Here is a 21,064-nt window from a genome sequence, read left to right on the forward strand (position 1 = left end):
GAAGGAGAATTTTAATTATGAATGTTATTGAAAAAAGAATTGCCGAATTAAAGCAATATCGGCCCGATCTTACCGCCCCGAAGGATATCGATTTATTCTGGGCCAAAACATTGGAAGAAGTACACACCAAACCTGTACGTGCGTTCAAAGCTCCCGTAGAAACACCATATCCTCATATCCTTGCCTACCGGGTTACTTTTGAGGGTGTCGATGATACGCCTCTGCATGCCTGGTATGTACGCCCCCGATTTGCCGGAGATCAAAAGCTGCCGTGTATCGTTCTGTTTCATGGCTATACAGGCGGAAAAGGCTATCCTGAAGATTATTCCTCTTGGCTCATGCTTGGCTTTGCTGTATTGGCAGTAGATGTACGTGGTCAGGCAGGAGAAACGGGAGACCGTCTGGGTGATCCTCACGGTACGGTTAAAGGCTGGGTAACGAAAGGAATATTGGACAAGGATACCTGCTACTACAAAACGATTACAACCGATGCCCTTAGAGCCGTAGATTGGGTAGCGGAGCAGTCGGATGTCGATTCGGCTAAAATCGCAATCAGTGGCGCCAGCCAGGGCGGCGGACTTTCATTAATGGTGGCTGCGCTCAGCGATAAAGCTGCTATTACGGTAGCGGATATCCCCAATATGTGTCATATGGATTTTGGTATGATGAATTCTACCAGTTCACTGACGGAAGCAGCTGAATTCGTCAACCGATTTCCGGAGCATTTGGAGCAGGTACTACATACATTAAGTTATTTTGACGTGATGAATCTTGCTCATCGCATTCGTACCCCGATCATGGTATCGGTAGGGTTCAAGGATACTGTGTGTATGCCAGAAACGATTTTCGCCGCTTATAACCGTATTGAATCACCGAAAACGATTGAAATTTATCCGTTTACCGGACATTGGGTTGAAGGCTTTCAAAGACGCAAAACGGCAGAATTTTTAGTTCAGCATTTTTCATAATTCCTCCAGTGCACAAAAAAAGAACACCACGCATCAAACTGCGTAATGTTCTTTTCTACTGCATCGGGGCCAGTTCCGCTTACGCTAGACAAACTCCTCGACACTTCACACTAAAAAATCTTCTAAGATTACGATGCAGCTCGCTGTTCTGCTGCCGAATTCCCTGTCCATTTTCGCACCCAAACAAAATCCATAATCATCAGACCAAACGGGATGAAGGAGGCGAACATAATAAAAAGAGGCCGCCGTATAGACCAGTGCAGTGCTGTTTTTCCATAGATTAAAGCAACGAGGAGCAACAAAAAGCTCACCCGGTATATGTTACCAATCACCATAACCGCCTGGGTCATGCCCGCAGCTTGCAGCGGCTGGTGGGTGAATAGTATCGCCAAATAAGCTATAGCTTGAAGCCAAAGCATGAGTCGGACACGCCCCAAAGGTGTTCTTAACACAAATTCAATCCCCTCTCCATAAGCAAGGATGTTCTCTCATCCTTTACACATCCTTTATTATAACGAAAAGGTCCCCAAACTCCAACCTATCCATTTTTGAGTTTTGACCTAATGAGTTGTGTCTGATACAGTTGTGTAAGAGGTGATTGCAAAATGCTTAAACTGGGTATACTGGACCAGTCTCATATTCCTGAAGGCGGTAATGCTCAGGATGCATTATCCAATACAACAGATTTAGCGCGTGAAGCTGATCAACTGGGATATAGCCGTTATTGGGTATCCGAACATCATGCGTCCAAAACACTAGCGCACTCCAGCCCTGAGGTGCTGATTGCGCATTTGGCTGCTCACACATCACGCATTCGTGTAGGTTCAGGCGGTATTATGCTGCCACACTACAGCGCGTATAAAGTCGCCGAAAACTTCCGCTTGCTGGAGGCACTCCATCCAGGACGCATCGACCTGGGAATAGGGCGTGCTCCCGGTGGTTTACCGCTGGCTACTCGTGCCCTGCAGGAAGGCAAGTACCAATCTGTCGAACAATATCCACAGCAGATTCTCGATTTAATCGACTACTTCCATGATTCGGTGCCTGACAATCATCGATTTGCCGGTCTTCATGCCTCCCCGATGATATCGACCGTCCCTGAATTATGGTTGCTTGGCTCCAGCGGAGAAAGCGCTAGATTGGCTGCGATGATGGGTGCCTCCTATGCCTTTGCCCAATTTTTCGGGACTCCAGGTGGTGTAGAAGCTACCGCACGTTACCACGAGCAATTCCAGCCTTCAATCCTGGGTGATAAGCCCCATTCCATGGCGGCAGTTACGGTGGCCTGCGCGGAAACCGAAGAAGAAGCTGAACAACTGGCGTCCAGTGCTAGTTTGTATTTCCTTTTGCTCATGCAAGGTAAAGAAATGAGTTCTCTTCCGTCGGTGAAAACAGCAATGTCCTATCCGTACACGGAGTTGGATCGTGAGCGGCTGCGTCAATCCGCAGCATGGCGTGTTGTTGGTACCCCTGAACAGTGTAAGGAACAGCTGCTAAGACTGGCTGAGCAGTATCGTACCGATGAGTTGCTGATCGTTTCATCCATACATGACTTTGATAAACGTGTTCAGTCCTACCGTCTGCTGGCCAAAGCTTTTGATTTGGTATAGACACAGTTGAACGGAGGCTGAGCTTCAGAAACATAAAAACCCCCGCCTGCCTATAATGGCAACAGCGGGGGTTTGTCGTATGAGAGGGGTTCATTGGAACCACCCACTCTGCACTATGGAAGTAATTCAAGCACCACAAAAGTCGAACATCATCTGGTACTTTGGTAGTATATATACCGAAACTAAAGTGTTAGTCGTTACCTTCTAAAGTTCCAGTCCTCATATACCAAAGGCGCATATTCTATACTCCAAACCTGGGAAATCTTCCACCCAAAAGTCCCATATCTTTACTCGTTCCGATAAAGTTAGTAACGATTAAATTCTAAGGCTCTATCCCCCAAACCAGCTTACCCTGCTGATATACAGTGCCATGGTCCCAGTCTGCGAATGCTGTTTGGGTAGCACCATAGGAGTAATCGTTGGTCTCATCAAAATTGCTCCAATTTGCAGCATGAATCCGGGGTTGAATTTCTCCGCTTTCCCCTCCGGGCTGAATCGTTCCCGCTCCATCTGTGAAAGAGATCTCCATATATTTATCAGCCTTAGCCTTTGGATTCGGCAATGTTACAAATGTTGCTTTTACCTTTTCATTGCCAATCCTGGCCCAGTCTACAAAAAACTGCTGAGCTTGTTTGCTTTCATCTGTGTAATAGTAGCGAATTTTTAGATCACTCAACTTCACAGCTGTTTTCCCTGTATTTTTGATATTAAATTCAGGACGGATTGCGTTATCCTTGGCGTTCGTGTCACCGGTGCGATACTGAAGCACAATCCCTTGATCGTTACTGCCTGGTGTACTTCCTCCGTTACCGTTATCGCCGCCGTTGTTGCCACCACCGTTATTACCGCCAGTGTTGCCGCCATCTCCGCCGTTATTCCCACCGTTGTTTCCGCCTCCACCATTGTTGCTGGAGCCTTCCAGAATCGCCTGTTTTACGAATTTGCCGGAAGCGGACAATTGTGAATCAGGCCATCCTCCCTTACGGTCAGCACCAGGCAACAGCGCAGCAGAGGTCTCATTTTTATCTGCCAGCGACCAGTTAGCCCAACTGATTCCACGGCTTGCCAGAAAATCAGTCCATACTTTGGATTCATTCAGGAACGGACCACCGTTACCCGAAGCATCGCTTGTACCCCACTCGGTAGCAAATATGCCCACGCCTTTGTTCAGCGCATAATCGACCCGATCGCGCAAGTACTGTCCATGCGTACCCGCATAGAAATGTACGGTATACATTGTATTCTTGTCTGGAAGTGGATGGTCTGCTGCATCATGTACATCCTGACTCCATGTGCCTGTTCCTACAATAATAATATTGTCCGGGTCCTTAGCACGAATAACCTGAGATACCTCAGACGCATAAGGTCGGATTTGATTGTTCCAGTTCACATTCCCATTCGGCTCATTGGCAAGCTCATAGATAACGTTAGGCAAATGGCCGTACTGAGTCGAAAATTCATTAAAGAAAGCTTTGGCTTCATTTTTATGAATGTTCGGATCGCCATCTGAGAGAATATGCCAGTCAATAATGACGTACAAGCCCAGTTTCTGTGCTGCCTCAATCGCTTCCTTCACTTTATTTTTCAAAGAAGGATTGGCGATATAACCATCTTCTTCAGTGTACAGTGCAACCCGGAATACGGAAATGCCCCAATCGTCCCGTAGCCATTTCATAGAGTCCTGATTTACCAGATCCCCAAACCATTGGACGCCGTGAGAGCTAATACCTTTGAGTTGTACAGGTTTACCGTTTTTATCCACCAGTTTGCCATTCTTTACTGAAAGTTGTCCGTAACGTTCCACAGGGGTCGTCCCAGCAGCCTCTGCTGTTTGCGTATTCCAGTTGAATCCGTTCGTTAACGTTAACAGTAATACTGCTGTTAGCATCACCGCTACTCTTTTTGCGATCCTTGGCAGGATCCATTGCCCATTCATCATTTACACATTCCTTCCTTTTTATAAAGTAGATGAGACTTATCAGTACGTTGTTCTCCGCTCTTTTGCCCCCTCCTTCATACAACAAGAGGATCAGGTCCAAACATAGATGTCACTTACCTGTATATGGATGATACTACTATTATAGTTAGTTTCATGTTACATTTCGACTTTATGATAGAAAATGAACAGGAAGTCACGGTTTTGGGATGAGTTCTGCTTAGTTGGCTACTATGGAGTACTAAAGGGACAAAAGACTCATTTGCCAATTGAAAAATTTGGAGAATTTTAGTTGTTTAATAAAAAAAGACTGCTTCCCGATGCTTTAGCTCGGTATAGCAGTCTTATAGATGATCTTATATGTGATCGAATAATGTTACAAATATCGTCTTAACGTATGATCTCCCTATTACCCCTGAGCGGTTGCTTGAGGTTCTTTGGTCGTCTGATCTTCCTTCATATCGCCGCCATCCGTCGCTTGATCTGTCAGTACAGTCTCAGATGAGTTACCTATTACCTTGTCTATAAGTTGCAGCCAAGGTTCTTCACTACCTCCACAGCTCTCAATATCACCGAGCAGGGACTCTAGCGTGGTTCCTTCTTCTGGCAAATCAATAACTAAACTGTCTTCGTCAACTTGGATGGTGCAGCAGGTTTTCATTGTAAATCCCTCGCTTAATTCATATTTGAGCATGCAGTAAGCTAGCTCAGATGGGATGAACTCCCATGGATTCCGGGATAAGCCCTTTGAATCCGTCTGAAATTATAAACCTAATGCACATCAATTGCAATGAACAAACCTTGAATTTTTAAGAATTAGCGAGTGTTACAGAATGGATATCTAAATGAAGTGTTCGCGACAGTAATTTTGGATATATAGAGAATCATTTCAAACACTCAGCGAGCTCCGTAAATATCACCCCAAGCGCATAAGCCCCCGCATCTGGATAACCGAGGCTTCTCTCTCCGACCGTTCCGGCACGACCCATGCGCGCCACGATGTCTTCCGTCTTTTTGGCCCCTGATACAGCGGCTTGAGCACCACTTACAAAGGCTGCCTTCACATCAAAATCTAATTTTACGCTCTCCAACCAGCTATCCGCACATGGCACTAATGCATCTATAAGCGTTTTATCGCCAACGACGGCTCCTCTGCCGAAAGAACGTTCGCCTGTCGATTGTATGCCTTGCACCGCAGCCTGCATCATATCCGCGAATTCGGAAACGGTGAGTTCGGTTCGTTCGCCCGCAGATCGTGCCGCTGCGCGAAATGCTGAACCCCAGATCGGACCCGAAGCGCCACCGCAATATTCCATGATGACGAGCGAGCATGAATGAAGAAAGGCTCCCATCGTCAAAGAATCTTGATTCAGGATGTCTCTCCATTCCCGTTTCAGCTGACGAAATCCCTTAGCAACGCTCATGCCAAAGTCGCCGTCGCCTGCATGAGAGTCAAGATCGCAGAAAGGTACCTCATTCTTGATGATAACCTCGCTCATCTTATCGACTAAATAGATAAGATTGTTCAACGTAACTTTGTTGTTCTCAATAACCGCGAAGGCAGGGTCCGTTTCCACCGCAAAAGATACTTGCCGCTTTTCGTCTACTACAGTTGAAATATCCGTGAATACGACATGATCAACAGGTCCAGCCACCTTGAACGCAGGTGCGTTGCTTTCATGGGAGAGGAGCGTTTTCAGTTCGTTGTCCAGCTTCATGATGGAAACCGAGATGCCTGCCATATCGATACTCGTCATATAATTGTTGACAAAAGTGCGATCGATCGTGATCCCCTTCGCTGCTAGTTCGCGAGTGACCGAATGATTGAAGAGGTACAGTTCTTGCAGAGGGGTGCCGCCGAAACCATTGATCAACAGGGCGATTTCTCCGCCGAATCCAGTTTCAATCTGCATGTCTCGAAGGAGATCGGTTACCATTCTGCCTGCCAACGTATCCGCATCCGTCAGCTTCTCACGGCTGGTCCCAGGCTCGCCGTGAATGCCGACGCCGTACTCGATTTCATCATGCCCGAGCTCTAATGTTGGCGTACCCTTCGCCGGCACGGTACACGAAGTCAATGCGAATCCGATACTGCGTACATTCGCAGCGGCTTTCTCGGCCACTGCTTTAACTTCCGCCAGACTCCGGCCCTCTTCCGCCGCTGCACCCGCAATCTTATGGACGAGTACCGTTCCCGCCACCCCGCGCCGTCCGACTGTATATAGGCTGTCTTCTACAGCGATGTCGTCTTCAACCTTTACATAGTCCACTTCCAGACCGTCTTCAGTGGCCAGATGGGCGCCGTTTCTAAAGTTCATAATATCGCCGCTGTAATTTTTAATAATCAGCAGCGCACCTTTTTTCCCGGTTGTCGCTCGGATGGCCTGATATACTTGAATTTGTGAGGGAGAGGCGAAGACATCACCGCAGACCGCGGCATCGAGCATCCCTTTGCCAACAAAGCCGGCGTGGGCGGGCTCATGACCACTGCCACCGCCGCTGATGAGCGTTACTTTCTCCGCGTTCAATTCCTTTTTTTTGAGCACTTTGTATTTTGGCAGAAATTCCAGCTCGGGATGCGCGAGCGCAATACCGCTGCACATCTCAAGGACCAAATTTTCCGCACGGTTGATGACCTTTTTCATGCTACTTTACCTCCGCTTTGTACTGGCTCCCGATACGGTCGGCCGCAGCGATTGCCGCTGCAACCTGCTCCACTGTGACCGAAAACGGCATGGAATGAATCGATTCCTCCAGAATGCAGGCCTTTGCAGCTACTTCCATGAGTTCTTCCTGGCTGATATGATCGACGCCAATATCAGCCAAGCAGACCGGTAAACCGACGGCTAAACAGAAATCAAGTACCTGATGTAATTCTTCCGTCGGTGCGTTTTCGAGCACCAGCTGTGCGATCGTGCCGAATGCAACTTTCTCTCCATGATAATAATGATGCGTGCCTTCCAAAATCGTGAGTCCATCATGAATCGCATGGGCCGCCGCAAGTCCGCCGCTCTCGAAGCCGAGGCCTGAGAGTAAAATATTAGTTTCAATGATATTTTCGAGTGCTTGCGTAACTTGGTTTTCATCACATGCCGCTTTTGCTTTGGTACCGTCTTTCAACAGCATTTCATAACATAGCGTTGCAAGTGCAATCGCCGCATTTGTACCTACTGTTGGCGCACACTGTCCTTCGCGTACTCCGTTAGGCAGTCCGGCATTGACCCTGGAGTAAGAACGGGAGGTCGCACGGGCTTCAAAGTAAGTCGACAGTGCATCACCCATGCCTGATACGAGGAATCGGGTTGGTGCATTGGCAATTACGGTGGTGTCGACTAATACGACACTCGGACTTTGCTTAAAATAGGCGTAATCGTCGAAAGCGCCTTCCGGGGTGTAAAGAACGGCCGAGTGACTTGTCGGTGCATCCGTCGCAGCAATCGTCGGACAGATGATAAGCGCTTCCCCTTGGGCCACGCATTTCGCCGCGTCGATCGCTTTCCCACCGCCGAGACCTACGATACAATCGCATCCATTCGCAGTAGCAATTTCCTGAAGTCTAGACACTTCCTGTCTGGAACACTCACCCATAAAACCGCTTTCAATAAAGGTCACGTTATATTTATCCAAAGTGGAATCAAGCTTATCTTTTACCCGCGCCACATCGGCAGGATGCGCAATCAGTAAAGCGGATTTGCCGAAGGTGCTCACATAGTAACCCAAATTCAACAATTCGTTTTCACCTTGTACATATTTGCTTGGGCTGATAAAAGCTTTTCTCATCTATAATTCCTCCTTATGATTGTGTTGGCTTCGTTCTGATTAAAACTATAACCGAACCATGTAAACTTTACATTGGAGGAATCAAGGAATATATTATAATCTACAATCGTATTTTTTTGCACTGAAGATCACAAATTGTACTTTTTTGTTATCGCTTACAGGATAATTTACCATTAAGGGATGAGAATCTTGATACGTGAACATTTGAGCATCCAGAAAATCTTTGATTTGAAAAAGTGGGAGCAGTTGCAGGATTCATTAGCATCCGTTACCAAATTAGCCATTCTCACCGTCGATTATAAAGGGAATCCCGTAACTAGCCACAGCCAATGCCAATCGTTCTGCAAGAAGGTTCGCCAGGATGAGAGTCTCCTTCCCTACTGCCAAAAATGTGACTCTCGCGGTGGACTTGAAGCGGTGCGTTCCAACAAACCTTATATTTATCTCTGTCATTATGACATCGTCGACATCGCGGTACCGATCATTATTGACGATAAGTACATCGGCGCCGTCATGGCAGGTCAGGTCCGCTTAGCCGATCCTTCGAGCGCCTTACAGCTGGAGCAAATCCTCACGTCAAAAAATGAAAAACTGTACAGTTCCAAATGGGAGGAACTTAAGAACGACTACGCCGATCTGCCATCCATGACCTATCAGGAAATTCAGACGATCTCCAACATGTTATCCTTATTGTGTAATTATATTGTTGAAGAAGCCATGAACAAAAATCTTCTCGCAGAAATGTTCGAGAAGGCGTCGGCCACACAGTCCACTCCGCAGTTGTCCGAGATCCTTCCTGGCTACTCGCTGGAGCATATCGAAAGCCTTAAGAAAGAAATGAATAATTTCTTAGCAGATGCCTATCTGAATTCCTCAGGAGATGTGGATATTCCGTGTGGAAATCCCGTACTAAAACCCGCCTTTGAATATATTTTTCAGCACAAGGGTGAAACTTTTTCTCTCAAAGCCATGGCTGACTTGTGCCACATTAGCCCAAGCTATTTTAGTCGGCTGTTTGCCAAGGAAACGGGGGAGAACTTTTCCATCTATCTTTCCCGCCTGAAGATTAAATGGGCGAAGCAATTGCTCGAAGCTACAGATATTCCTGTATCTCAGATCAGTAGCGAGCTCGGCTTCAATGAGCCGGGATATTTCATTAAAATATTCAAAAAATATGAAGGCACAACGCCCGCGGTGTACCGAAAGTATTACAAGGGATAAAATAAACGAAAAACAGATGATTCACGGGTCTATCGTCTCCATGATCATCTGTTCATGTAAATTAGTTCTGCTCAGCTACTTATGTCCTGGTGTGCTTCTCAAGCTGCAAGAGATGGTGATTTGCGCTCAATCACCATCCCCTTTTTATCAGCAATTTTATGTTGGAGTGTTCTTTTTCTTTACTGTAGTGTTTCAGACTGATCCTGAGCGTTCGTTTCATTGTGCATGGATTCCGATTTTTTCTTACGAAATAATTTGGCAAAAAACTTGCCTATTACACCAAACATACCTGCACAAGCTGCACCGATAAGTATGATAACCTTAATTCCCGCGCCCTTAAAAAAAGCAATACTTGAGATTGGCAAAATTACTTTTACTATCGCCATTTCTTCTCCATGTAGTTCCTTTCCATTTTTATTTTGGGTATACAGAAAAGCCTATTCCCCCATTGATTCAAAACGGAATAAGCTTTAAAAGTTTATTAAAAATGAAGTTATTTATTGCTTAGTTGACTTTGTTAAATACTTAGCTTCATTCCTCACTAATTACCTTTACTTCTTTACTCTCACATAAATTATTCATAGCTTCATATATATTATTGCCAAATTTCCAAATATAATAATCGTCCATGATACCGTATACTTTTCCTGTCTTAGACATAAACATAGTTGCATTATCGTCATATGCCAATCCGATTACAACTAGCTCTTCTCCAATTATCGTTTCATACCTGCGATAGTGTTTCCTTTCGATTCCTTCCCTTAAAAATTCAGGACCTATCTGAAAGTCATCTGATTCGTCACTAGGTACTGAATACTCTAGTCCTCCGAAATGTTCAAATGCCTCTTTAGCAGGATCAAATACTTCAAATCCTTTTTTTTCTAAAAAGTTTATTGTTGAGCTGGTCTCTACTTTTCTTTCAGAATACCAACCAGCATCTTTTAAAACATTAATAGTTCTTTGCGAAAAAGTCATATGTTAACCTCACTCAGTTTATTTATCATTTAAATTACCATTATCAACCATAAAGTCCTTAAATGTTTCCTTGCATTTTTTAAGTATCTAGTGCTTCATAAATGTTATCTCCGAACTCTAAAATGAATATTCATTTTCCCTACATAAAACACTATTATTAGAAATAAATATTATTAATTTTGTACTATGCGCCTTGTCTAACTACAAGTTTTGTTTATACTGTATATTTACTGACAACTCTCGCAGCAACACTCTAAAAGCCTCAGTCTATGAAAGTATGCCTTTATCCATTTTCGCAACTTTCGCTACTAAATTGTAATCGATTATTTCTCTGCTACTTCTAGCTTTTGATACGGTTTGCAAAAAAAGACTTACCTCAACTCAAATTTCGAGTGGAGTAAGTCTGTGGCTAAGTTATTAGCTTTTATTAATCGTATTAATTCAGTATATTCTACTTTCGTGGTAGTACGTAGGCTATTTTATATTTGATCTACAGTACTATAAATTAATCCTCAGGAAATAAATTAGGGAATTTATCTTGGTCTAGATATTCCTTGTTAAAATAAACTTCTAACATTTCATAAAAATCGAAACCTATAAAAACAATATACATAAATTCATATGAACCAGCAAAATAAAATTTATCTGAGTCTGAAATATAAATATCGAGTGTACTTCTAGGAAAGAAACCTAAAGGTGTCAACTTCTCACCAATTATTTCTTCAAATTCTTTTAACTCTTCGAATGTTACCTCGCCTTCACTTGGATCAAGTATTAAAGATGTATAATAATTCGAGCCTTTGGATGGTAATTTCAAATTTATACCTCCAAATTCCCCCAATATATTTAATGCTAAGGGATTTGGCGTAATATTGTACTTTTGATACATGTCCTTATAAAGTGATATATCAATTTTCCTTCCTTCATACCAACCATTTTCCTTGAAGTATTTTTTAATCTTTTCGCTCTTAAAAATGTTTCCCTCCATTATTTATTTTTTCCTTAAATACAATTCAAATAAATAATCCATAGTGCCAAATCCTCTAGATTTAATTCTTTTATCAACAGATGATTAGTTGCATTAAACTCAACACAGTTCTTATCTATCTACGCAATAGGTTAGATACAGGAATTTTACCGTGTTCTTTAATTGTTTGCTTTCCCAACCCTTTCTGTCCCGATTTCCCACTAAATCTAATATCAATGCTACCTATTTTTCTATCGACGGTAACAGCTTGCTATCTTTAGAGCACTACTTTGAATCTTTATGAACTTTGACAAGACCTTTTTAGCAAGCTAATCCGCTTCTTCTTGCGTAAACTTATAACTCATGACCTTATTGTAATTCTTCTGCATATCTGTCTGTGGAAGTCGTACGCTGTCCATCTTATTAACGTGTGGAACCGATGGAACAGAGGCTCTGTTGTCCATTTAAATTTCTGACCCAGTTAGCTGCCGGTCTGCTCCAGCTTGTTTACATCTTTGCCAAAGCTCGCTCCGAGGCTGGGACAGATCACTTGTCTAACTTTAGCGATATCACTATTTCCTTCACTGTAGTGACACCATTTATGGTCGTGTTGTGACTGTAATCGGAGCTACCGTTGACATTGCGCCATCTCCTCACCACCCCCAAGGTAGCAGCTAGAGTAAAAAAAAAGCCCTAAAGGGAATTTTGGACTTTAGAGAGTCCTATTCCATATTAGGGACTTACTATATTTTAGAATTAATCTGGCTTGAAGAGTGAATTTACAAACTCGCTAAAACTTTGGGATACTAATTTAATAAATTCTTGCTTTAACCCGTTGTCCTCCTCAATATAATCCAAATCGCAGAAATAGACTGTTCCTTGGTCCTCTCCATTTATAGAAAGACATATAAGACTATCTGCAGGATCTACACCAAAAGGGATAAAATTAGAAGGAATTATTTTCCCAATATTATATTTTTCATAGTAATATTCTAAATTATTCTCCGTTTCTTTACTTAGTGGAAGAAATAACATAATTGACGATGTTATTGTCTTATCTTTTGTTTCAAATCTTCTTCGAACAGTCTTACCTCCATTATGACACAGTAAAAAATTCTTATAATCATTTGGCAAGATAAGATTAAACGTTTCTTCAAAAGTTTCTAATTCTTGATTTTTAATTGGTTTAAATGAAAATTCAAATTCTATATTCATAAAATCCCACCCACTATTCTATAGAATACAATTTATCAAGTAACTCCGTAAAAGTATCACAGACAGGTGTTATAGCTTCTTCCCCTATCTCTTCATGATCAAAGAATATAATTAACGGAACTTCTTTATTAAAGCGATAATCAAAACCAAGTAAGTTGCCAAATGGGTCTCTCCCAAAAGGAATAATTCCTTTGGTGAAAGAATCCTGTGCAAACTCACGAAACATTGTAATATTTAGCTCGCTATTGGTAAAGCTAATCAAATCATTAAATACTCCTTGTGCGCCGTTATCATAATCAAAGTTATTAGGTACGGGATAACCACCATTAAAATTTTTAACGCATTCCTTATAATCTTGAGGGAAAGTCACTTGAAAAAGTTGCTCAGTTGCAGCTATAGTAGCGTCATCGACTGGCCCCTCTGCAAAAAGCCATTTTTTCAATCCCATATTAACATCTCCAGTATTTTATTTTTCAGTTTCCCCGTTCTACCTGGTTTTCCGCCACCCCAAACCGCTCTTCCACCGGTATGTCCTGCAGCTTGATGTTCAAAATAATCAACTACTTGCATTTTTCCTGGATCTTGATGATGATGCCAAGTTAAAGTTTTTGGAACTTTGCCTTCTTTTAATAAGGCTAATTCATCTGCGCTGAATTTTTCAGCAAGTTTTGGATTTTTAGCTATATCATCATATAGCTTTTTTGAAAGATATTCAAATTGTACACTATCCGGCTCTAAGTAATATTTTTCAGGTAAAGAAAGATCATATTTTGAATCAAACATAGGGAAGCCTTCTTTATCATACGCAACTAGGTAATTATTACCATTTTTTACAGAAGTAAAAGTGTAAGAGGTTGTACCATCCTCATTGCGAACTTTCTTTTTATAGTTTCTTGGCGTGTTAGGTTTCCTAGTATATGGAGGTTGCTTTCTAGCTGCTTCTTCCATAGCCTTCTCATAAGCTTCTTGCTGTTTAGCTTGGGATACTTTCCCCGTTCCCTCAACCTTTTTCGCCGCGCTCTCTTCCATTTCCTTCATGACCTTGTTGTAATTCTTCTGCACATCCGTCTGTGGAAGTGGTCCGCTGTCCATCTTATTAACGTGCGGAACTGGCGCTCCGTTGGCTGTGGCCAACTTCCCGGGGCTGAGGCCGTCTGCCATTTTACTTAGTTGCTCATTGAACTTCTGACCCAGTTTACTGCCGGACTGCTCCAGCTTGGTTAGAGCTTTGCCAAAGCCTGCCCCGACTGCATCTACACCTTTGCTAATCCATTGCGGTGTAACCTTGCTGCCTACCTTTTCCGCGAATCCGCCGATGGCCTTGCCTACTTTGGAATCCAGTACGCCTACGGTGACAAAACCCAGTCCTGCGTCTTTTGCTACTGAGCCCCAGTTGATCTTTTCACCACTTAGCACCTGACTCGCCAAATTTTCCGCGGCATTTGTTACACCGCCGATCGCTGCTTTTCTTAGCAACGTTCCTCCTACACCGAGTGGACCAAAGATCGCTCCAGACACTGCCCCGATCCCCGCTTCTTTTAAGCCGGTCAGGGCATAGTCACTAAAGTCGCTCACTTCCCCTCGAGCGATATCCGATGCCGCCAAACTCGCTACGCCCAAACCACCCGCCAGCAGTGCTCCTCCGGCTACCGCCGCAATGACCACCGTACCCGCTCCAAGCGTCGCTACCGTAATGGCTGCTACCACGGCTACGGCTGCGACAACCGCCAAACCGCCCAAAATATTCATCCCCAGCTTGCCCCAGTTAAACGGTTCAGGGGGTGGCGGCGGTGGAGGTGGCTGCCCTTCCTTCGGCTCATCGTCGAACGGCGGGTACGCGGTTCGGTCGCTACCGTCCGCCCATACATTTCCTCCCAACACGTGGTATTCGTTCTCTACCGAAAGCCCCGTGCTTCCTCCCGTCTGGTACGCCATGACCTGACTGGTTCCGTCAATAATGATTTTCTTCGGCGTATTCAGAATGATTTCCTGCTCTGCTTCTAGTGTTAGCTTTTTGGGACTAGTTATTTCAATCCCAGTAGCATCGTCCAGACTCATCTGCAATGTCCCACCCGGATCACCCATGATATGGATGCGACCCGGTGCCATTTTCAGCTCACTTCCATGCTCCGTACCAAAATATCGATCATTGGGATTACTCGTTTTCGCGCAACCGTCTCCATTTGTACGAACCGCACCCAAAATCATTGCTCTGGAACCAGACGCATCTGGAAAATACAGGCTTGCCTGTGTTCCCACCTTCGGCATACTGTACATCGCACTTCCCGTTGGGGGAGCGAATGGATACCAATGCGGCTCGGATACCCCATCATCCTTATCAATCGTCAGCCGCAGCTTCACTTCCTCTCCCCGTACCGCGAGGACCTCTCCTTCCAGAGAAATTCCGATTGTTTTGGGATTGGGGATGAAATCACTGCGAATGCCCTCCGCGCGGGCCAACACATAACTGAATAGCAAATGCCCCTTTTCCATGCGGCTTCGCAATTCAGTTACAATCATTGTTTTCTGGCGAAATTGCACCTCGTCTCCAAGAGCATACCGTTCTCCGCTTTCGATCTCGTATTTGAAAAAGTCGGTATCATGTAGCCCGGCTGACGTTCCGCCTGCCCACTGATAGCCCTTTAAATCTTTACTTGCCGTATAAGGCGTATCCTTCCGAATCGTTCGTTGGGTGCCAGCAGGCATGCCGAAATACAGCTTCGGCGCTGCGGACTCCCATATGTCGCTGACCACCACTGTATGTAAACGGCTCGCCATCCGTTTCATAAGCTCCCAATCGGTTTCATCATATTGTAAAATGGCTTCGCCTACCGACTGCTCTCCGGTCTGGAACAAGACATCACTTTGCTCATAGCCTTGAGCAAGCTTATGCACTAACTGTCTATATGTTTGTTTTTCCTCAGGAAAAGACCGCTTTCTTTTGACAATATCCAGCTCAAATGAGCCACTGATTCCTTCCAGTGTAAGTGTATATACTCCATTATGGTTCTCAACTTCCACCGTATGGACGACACCCTTAAACAAGCTGATTTCTTCTTGTCCATTCTGCGCATACACATGTAGCTGATCCTCTGAGGTCGCATCCAGCGCAGCCGTGGCATGACTCGACTCCTTACAAATGCCTGTGAGTGTAATACGCCCATGCTCACTCGGCTTCCACTCGATCTGAACATCCTTTAAGACCTGAATGGGGTAGGGGGAATCTATTCGAATCTGATCATATCCTATCATGTTTTCAAACCTCCCTTCCAGCTACTCCTCCTGCTGGCCATTCGTATGAAATTCGATAAATCCATGATATAAACAAGTCTGAAATGAAGAGGTCGTCAAGGCTGGCTGGCCTTCCACCTTTGTCTGTTCTTTTGTGTTTTTCCACTTATCCGTCAGCATCGGCAGGCATGGCTTTCCAGAAATAGTAGAGCCATCTTCGGCGATCAGATAAATAGTTTCGGCACTCGGCTGTTCCGGACTATTACAAATTCCAAAATGAGGGACATTTTCAGGAGAATAATCTCCTTCATTCATCATGGGTTTACCATTAACAAAAGCCCCGTGGCTGTTCGGCAAATTGATCTTTCGAGGATGGGTCCCGCAAGTGCAACGCATACAGGCCCCCCGTACGACATAATACTCATTGTCTGACATGTACCCTTTCCCTCCCTATTTCACCTCGACTTGCTCCAAAGCGATCCCTGTGTAATCACGCCGCAATATACTTTCCGCCACGTCTAAACGGACGATGATCATCGGGATAGCACTCTCCTGGATTGTAAATATCTTGTGGCTCCGAATAGCATCTGCTTGTAATACCAGCTTTCGAAACACACTTTGATCCAAATTCCATTCACTTTCCGGATGTACAGCTGTGAGCCGCTCCACAAAAGGAATATAGTAATTCTTCTGTATCCTCTGTTCGATCTGAGTAAGTATCGTTAATTTCATAGGCATCTCCGGCACATAGGCCTGGACAAGACGCTTTAAAGCATCTGAAATAAGAGGAATGGGACCTTCTAGATAATCAATAAAAATACTTTCTGCATCTGCCTTCACGTGAAACATCAATGGCTTGACAATATCCTCCGGCTGCAAATCATACAGCTTCCACGGATCAATCGTTTCCATCACCTTTTGTAGCGTAGGAACATTGGTATACCGCACATCCTGCTTTAAGAGGAAATAATCCATGAAGATTCCCCCTCTCGTGTCTCGGCTCCCTCACTATGCGTAAAACGGCACAATATTTCGCTATCATCTCGATACTCTCCGGCAAATATCGTGCATATGTCAGCTTTCGGCAACCTTTCTAGTGAAGGGGAAGCAACGAAGGCGGGCATCTGACTTTTCAGAAACTCAACGGTGAGCAGATGGTATTTAACCGCTTCAATTTGTTGAATTTGCTCAATATCCATCGTCGTAATCTTACGGGCATAATCGGACTTGAGCTTTTCCAGCTTAGCCATGCGATTGAACAGAGGCTCGAAAACAAAGTTTGCCGACCATTCCACAGCGCATTCAGCCTCATCCAGAAACCAATTCTCATCATAGGCGTCTATACGATAAACCGCTCTATTTTTCATAACACGGGTTCTGAGCAAGGAGATATAAATATATCGAATATCCCCCTTGCGACCTTGCTCGTGCTGAAGGGTAGCGAGCTGGCATAGCGACTCTAAAGCTGCTAAAAGCTCCTCTTCAATGGCTTGCTGCCGTGCCAGAAAGTTGTTTTCAATAAGTGCCAAATCATGTAGCCATTCCGTAAATACGTGCTTTTCCAGCAAATCCTGCAACGCAGCATCCCGATCCATGAGCTTCATTCAATGTTCACCTTACCCCCGGTTAATCTCACATCGTCCATGATGTCGAGTTTGGCTCCGGATTGAATAAAACTTACGCCTTCTTTCCCCTCCATAATAATTTTCGCTCCCCCTGTAATTTGGATATCTTCCTGAGCAGACAGGGTTATTTTTTTGTTACTATTAATTTCAATCCCGCCTTCATCCGTGAGACGCATGAGCATTTGCCCACTGTTGATAATTTCTACTGCACCAGGCTTGAAAACGACTTGTTTGCCGTACTTGGTGCTGATACTTTTGACCGCAGGATCACTCCTTTTAACCGGATCAGAGGAGGCAAGATCGACAGAACTGGCGGCAAAAGCATGCTGCTCCCGTTCATCCGGAAAGTACAGACGAATTTGATCCCCTGCTTCTGGCATAACATACCAGCCGCTGCCATCAGGAGAAGAATAAACCGTAGAATAGGGAAACCACATAGCCCCGGATGCAGTCGAGTCTTGATCAATTTCCAGCTTGATTTTCACTTTTTCTTTGGAAATATCAATCACCTTGCCAAACAGAGAGGCTCCTGACAGATCATAGGCATAGACGGTTGGGCATTTTAACCCATGTGCATCTCGTAAAATGTAACGATTCACGATCAGATTTCCTTCTGTGGTCGTTTCCGCCTTGGCTATGTAAAGAGTTCTTTTATGAAAAATGACGGAACTACCGAGTTCTAGCACTTTGTTGCTGGTCACTTCATAGCTCAAGCTGTTAGACTCGCCATATTCCGGCAGTCCGTTGCGGGACATGAGCTTGTGCTCCTTCAAGTCTTTTTTTATGGAATAGTTATGTTCGTTCAGCGGTTGAGGGGCACTAGAATGGGGGACACCAATCACATATTTCAGTCCTTGTTGCATCGTAATTGGAATTAAAGCAGCATGTAGCCGAGAAGCAATTCTTTTGACAAAAGCCCAGTCCGTTTCATTGTATTGCACTAATAATTCACCGATAGCTGCGCCATGAGAAGCCTCATCAATCACTTCTGCATCAGTATATGAACTTGTAACATGCGAAAACAGTTTGTTATACGACTCTCCTGTTTTTTGGAATGAACGACGTTTAGGGCGAATGTCCATCATTAAGGTTTCACTGCTAGCCTCAATCGTAAGCTCGCGTACTCCGTTTACAGCTTTTACAGCAATATTCGTGACAATTCCCTGAAAAAACCGGATCTCCTTGCCTTCACTCTTTAAAAAGACTTCGATGTGCTCATCTTCATCCGCTTTTTCTACGTATTGATCCAGCTTGTCCTCCGAAACAATTCCACGTATGCAGAAGCTCACATGTTCGTTTAACTGTTTAATGAGATGGATACTTAATACACGCTGAAACTGATAAGGGGCCACCTGAACATCTGCTGTGGTGTAAATGGGGTTACTCATTCATATCCCTCCTTTTCTGCCTCGTCAACCGTTTGAATGGTACGAATCATCTGTAGGACGACATCCCGCCATTCAGCATACTGCTTATACGGACAACAAAATGTTCCCATGACCGTCTTTCCTTCCAGCTCAAAGTAGAACATATTGTGGTAGATCGGCTGGTCCAGCGCAGGACTTTTAAAGTCAAAATAGCCAATCTGCTTACCATGTATCTCTTCTATTTTTTCTTCATAAAATACGTGGGCAGGATTCATATTTTTCATCATGGCCTTCATGCCAGAAGTGAGCTGCTCCACCCATTCATCTTGTAACGTCTGGTCCACCCGATTCAGGGTAACATCCACACTGCCCAAGTCATTCGTCAAAATCATTTCTGGACGTTGCTCATGAGGATATTTGATCTTTTGTAAATGCTTGGGCATTGGAGTAAAGATAGAGGGGACATGCATTTTCAGCCGATCCTCAAAAAAAGATCGCTCTTCAAACACATAGGATTGACCGTTAATGATTATGGGTCCTGCTAAAATATTGTTAGACCTCTTCAGCTTCTCCATCTCACGGAGCCGATCCAAAATCTTTTCATCCTCATATTTCATAATGCACACTCCTCTACCTGATTTTCTAATCCACAATCATCCGTCCTGCTCCGCCGCCCTGCCAACGGCCTGCTGTTCGTTTTCCACGTCCGGCGCCTTCTAGAATAAGAACTAGCTGTCTATGCAACTGAGCATGAGAATAATCTCTGTATTCCGCACCATTTCGGTTTGCAATGTAATGCTGGATAGATTCTCTGTCCACGGCTTCCAGGTTCAGGCACATAAGCGCAAACATACAATCCATCGGATCTGTGGCACCACTTTTAAGCAGTTCGGATGCGAAGTAGCGCATCGTTTCCGGGCGCAATGTACTCTGCTTCAAACCCGCAAAAGGAGCATAAATATCGCTCCATGTATTGAATTCGGTAGCCATGTCAGCAAAATCCTGATAATCCGAGCGAAGCACGGCTCCATCTTTGAGCTTGAATCGGCCCAGCTCCATCTCATCCAGACCGATCTCTGCCTCATCCTCCAGCACGATATCTGCATGATGGGCTGTGAAATCCGGGCGATCTGTTTGTTCCAAAAAGAGCAGCTTCAACACCGACAGCCGCCCCGTGGCCGCATACGGCACTTCCTGCTCCTGCTCCAGCAGGTATAGTCTGTCCTTGTGCTTCACGATGCCTCTACCAATGGTCAGCGTGTACTCCCCTACAGTTACGTTCATTCCGGTAATAATGCCATCCGAAAAATCCTGATACCGGATATCCAGAAAACTGCGAGGGTAGTCTCGCAGGTTCTCCAGCATCTCGGTTTTAAGAATACGGCCCTTCTCAAACTTAGGAACGATATGCGTTAACATGGTACTCCCCTCCTTTCCCTATTCTTCTTTATTTAGGGGAACAGATAGCCGATTCACACCGGGTGCAGGAGGCGGAACAGGAACTGCATCATCAATGGGTTGAGCTTTACTTACTCCAAGTAGTCCAGTAAATAGGCGAATATTCTTTTCTAAAAATCTGCGTATATCCATCGTGCTCCCCCTGATTGAAAACTACGGTTCATAATAATCTTAGAATCTATTTATCCACCTTTACATCCCGGCTCCCCGTTGAGCCTGCTCACGAAGGATATAGTCCAGCTCGCGTTTGTCCACAACATAGGTACGGGCGATTAGATCGTGGAGGGCCTGTTTTCTCGCCGTAAAGGCTGCCATGATAAAGCCGACGAACAAAATGATGACCGATATAAGCTTACTCCAGTAGCGGGCACTTGCACGTCCAAAGCTGAGCTTGTGATTAAACTCATCTACCACAACGATGCCGAGAGCCAGCTTGCCCACCGTGGCTTTGCATTTGGATGATTCCATAAGCGCATAATATAGCCATATAGCCCCCCAATTCAGCAAGGTCTGTCCTATTGTTTTCATTGTAAAAATATAAGGCGATCCGTCTGAGAGCAAAGAGCTTTCTGCTGGAGACGGTATCCAATCCCCTAAGGCCCGAATTACAATCCAGATCAATCCTATTATTAAAAATACAAACCATAGAATAAGGCTATCGATGATATAAGCTAAGGTGCGTTTCCAAAAACCCGCATACAGCATGCTGTC

At 44.5% G+C, this 21,064-nt stretch carries 22 protein-coding genes; 3 read left to right on the top strand and 19 right to left on the bottom strand.

Features of this window, described 5'->3' with window-relative positions:
• Window positions 1–17 precede the first annotated feature (17 nt).
• On the top strand, window positions 18–968 hold the full coding sequence (locus BM358_RS19565; RefSeq protein WP_023989829.1) for an acetylxylan esterase: 951 nt from the start codon (window positions 18–20) through the stop codon (window positions 966–968).
• A 128-nt stretch (window positions 969–1,096) separates the two neighbouring features.
• Here BM358_RS19565 and BM358_RS19570 read toward each other — a convergent pair whose 3' ends face one another.
• The gene (locus tag BM358_RS19570) at window positions 1,097–1,420 is read right to left on the bottom strand and encodes a DUF3817 domain-containing protein (RefSeq protein ID WP_028542486.1); all 324 of its coding nucleotides are present in this window, start codon (window positions 1,418–1,420) and stop codon (window positions 1,097–1,099) included.
• Window positions 1,421–1,573: 153 nt separating this feature from the next.
• Between BM358_RS19570 and BM358_RS19575 the strand changes: the two genes are divergently transcribed.
• On the top strand, window positions 1,574–2,578 hold the full coding sequence (locus tag BM358_RS19575; RefSeq protein ID WP_023989831.1) for an LLM class flavin-dependent oxidoreductase: 1,005 nt from the start codon (window positions 1,574–1,576) through the stop codon (window positions 2,576–2,578).
• Between the two features lie 322 nt (window positions 2,579–2,900).
• On the opposite strand, the gene BM358_RS19580 is transcribed toward BM358_RS19575, so the two are convergent.
• The 4 genes from BM358_RS19580 to BM358_RS19595 form a co-directional block, all read right to left on the bottom strand.
• Complete coding sequence (locus tag BM358_RS19580; RefSeq protein WP_023989832.1) at window positions 2,901–4,517, bottom strand: cellulase family glycosylhydrolase; 1,617 nt, start codon at window positions 4,515–4,517, stop codon at window positions 2,901–2,903.
• A 406-nt stretch (window positions 4,518–4,923) separates the two neighbouring features.
• Window positions 4,924–5,175 (bottom strand): hypothetical protein, encoded by a 252-nt coding sequence (locus BM358_RS19585; RefSeq protein ID WP_025723818.1) that lies wholly within the window; start codon window positions 5,173–5,175, stop codon window positions 4,924–4,926.
• Window positions 5,176–5,398: 223 nt separating this feature from the next.
• On the bottom strand, window positions 5,399–7,159 hold the full coding sequence (gene dhaK / locus BM358_RS19590) for a dihydroxyacetone kinase subunit DhaK (protein WP_028542485.1): 1,761 nt from the start codon (window positions 7,157–7,159) through the stop codon (window positions 5,399–5,401).
• Between the two features lies 1 nt (window position 7,160).
• Window positions 7,161–8,294 (bottom strand): glycerol dehydrogenase, encoded by a 1,134-nt coding sequence (locus tag BM358_RS19595; RefSeq protein WP_028542484.1) that lies wholly within the window; start codon window positions 8,292–8,294, stop codon window positions 7,161–7,163.
• Window positions 8,295–8,483: 189 nt separating this feature from the next.
• On the opposite strand from BM358_RS19595, the gene BM358_RS19600 reads away from it, so the two are divergent.
• A complete protein-coding gene (locus BM358_RS19600; protein ID WP_028542483.1) occupies window positions 8,484–9,515 on the top strand; it encodes a PocR ligand-binding domain-containing protein in 1,032 nt (343 codons plus the stop codon).
• A 179-nt stretch (window positions 9,516–9,694) separates the two neighbouring features.
• On the opposite strand, the gene BM358_RS19605 is transcribed toward BM358_RS19600, so the two are convergent.
• The 14 genes from BM358_RS19605 to BM358_RS19665 all read right to left on the bottom strand — a co-directional run bounded on the left by BM358_RS19605 (window position 9,695) and on the right by BM358_RS19665 (window position 21,058).
• Window positions 9,695–9,901, bottom strand: coding sequence for a hypothetical protein (locus BM358_RS19605; RefSeq protein ID WP_028542482.1), 207 nt, complete (start codon window positions 9,899–9,901; stop codon window positions 9,695–9,697).
• A gap of 145 nt (window positions 9,902–10,046) precedes the next feature.
• Window positions 10,047–10,490, bottom strand: coding sequence for an SUKH-3 domain-containing protein (locus BM358_RS19610; protein WP_028542481.1), 444 nt, complete (start codon window positions 10,488–10,490; stop codon window positions 10,047–10,049).
• Window positions 10,491–10,995: 505 nt separating this feature from the next.
• Entirely contained in the window at window positions 10,996–11,478 is a 483-nt protein-coding gene (locus tag BM358_RS19615; RefSeq protein WP_028542480.1) for an SUKH-3 domain-containing protein, read from the bottom strand.
• A gap of 735 nt (window positions 11,479–12,213) precedes the next feature.
• Window positions 12,214–12,672 (bottom strand): SMI1/KNR4 family protein, encoded by a 459-nt coding sequence (locus BM358_RS19620; RefSeq protein ID WP_028542479.1) that lies wholly within the window; start codon window positions 12,670–12,672, stop codon window positions 12,214–12,216.
• 13 nt (window positions 12,673–12,685) lie between these two features.
• Window positions 12,686–13,120: an SMI1/KNR4 family protein gene (locus tag BM358_RS19625; protein ID WP_028542478.1), complete on the bottom strand. Its 435-nt coding sequence runs from the start codon at window positions 13,118–13,120 to the stop codon at window positions 12,686–12,688.
• Window positions 13,111–15,924 carry an HNH endonuclease gene (locus BM358_RS19630; RefSeq protein WP_028542477.1) on the bottom strand — a complete coding sequence of 938 codons (2,814 nt, stop codon included), beginning with the start codon at window positions 15,922–15,924 and terminating at the stop codon, window positions 13,111–13,113. The genes BM358_RS19625 and BM358_RS19630 overlap by 10 nt, the downstream gene beginning before the upstream one ends.
• Window positions 15,925–15,945: 21 nt before the next feature.
• Window positions 15,946–16,338 (bottom strand): DUF4280 domain-containing protein, encoded by a 393-nt coding sequence (locus BM358_RS19635; protein ID WP_023989844.1) that lies wholly within the window; start codon window positions 16,336–16,338, stop codon window positions 15,946–15,948.
• Between the two features lie 15 nt (window positions 16,339–16,353).
• The gene (locus tag BM358_RS19640) at window positions 16,354–16,878 is read right to left on the bottom strand and encodes a hypothetical protein (protein ID WP_028542476.1); all 525 of its coding nucleotides are present in this window, start codon (window positions 16,876–16,878) and stop codon (window positions 16,354–16,356) included.
• Complete coding sequence (locus BM358_RS19645) at window positions 16,860–17,507, bottom strand: hypothetical protein (RefSeq protein WP_023989846.1); 648 nt, start codon at window positions 17,505–17,507, stop codon at window positions 16,860–16,862. The genes BM358_RS19640 and BM358_RS19645 overlap by 19 nt, the downstream gene beginning before the upstream one ends.
• Window positions 17,504–18,916 (bottom strand): hypothetical protein, encoded by a 1,413-nt coding sequence (locus BM358_RS19650; RefSeq protein WP_023989847.1) that lies wholly within the window; start codon window positions 18,914–18,916, stop codon window positions 17,504–17,506. Before BM358_RS19650 ends, BM358_RS19645 begins: the two co-directional genes overlap by 4 nt.
• On the bottom strand, window positions 18,913–19,512 hold the full coding sequence (locus BM358_RS19655; protein ID WP_028542475.1) for a hypothetical protein: 600 nt from the start codon (window positions 19,510–19,512) through the stop codon (window positions 18,913–18,915). The genes BM358_RS19650 and BM358_RS19655 overlap by 4 nt, the downstream gene beginning before the upstream one ends.
• A 25-nt stretch (window positions 19,513–19,537) precedes the next feature.
• The gene (locus BM358_RS19660; protein WP_023989849.1) at window positions 19,538–20,314 is read right to left on the bottom strand and encodes a hypothetical protein; all 777 of its coding nucleotides are present in this window, start codon (window positions 20,312–20,314) and stop codon (window positions 19,538–19,540) included.
• 18 nt (window positions 20,315–20,332) lie between these two features.
• A complete protein-coding gene (locus BM358_RS26580; protein ID WP_023989850.1) occupies window positions 20,333–20,485 on the bottom strand; it encodes a hypothetical protein in 153 nt (50 codons plus the stop codon).
• Between the two features lie 60 nt (window positions 20,486–20,545).
• Window positions 20,546–21,058, bottom strand: a complete 513-nt coding sequence (locus tag BM358_RS19665) for an RDD family protein (protein WP_028542474.1) — start codon at window positions 21,056–21,058, stop codon at window positions 20,546–20,548.
• Window positions 21,059–21,064 lie beyond the last annotated feature (6 nt).

Source organism: Paenibacillus sp. cl130 (assembly GCF_900116035.1).
In the GTDB taxonomy this organism is placed as follows: Bacteria; Bacillota; Bacilli; order Paenibacillales; family Paenibacillaceae; genus Paenibacillus; species Paenibacillus polymyxa_B.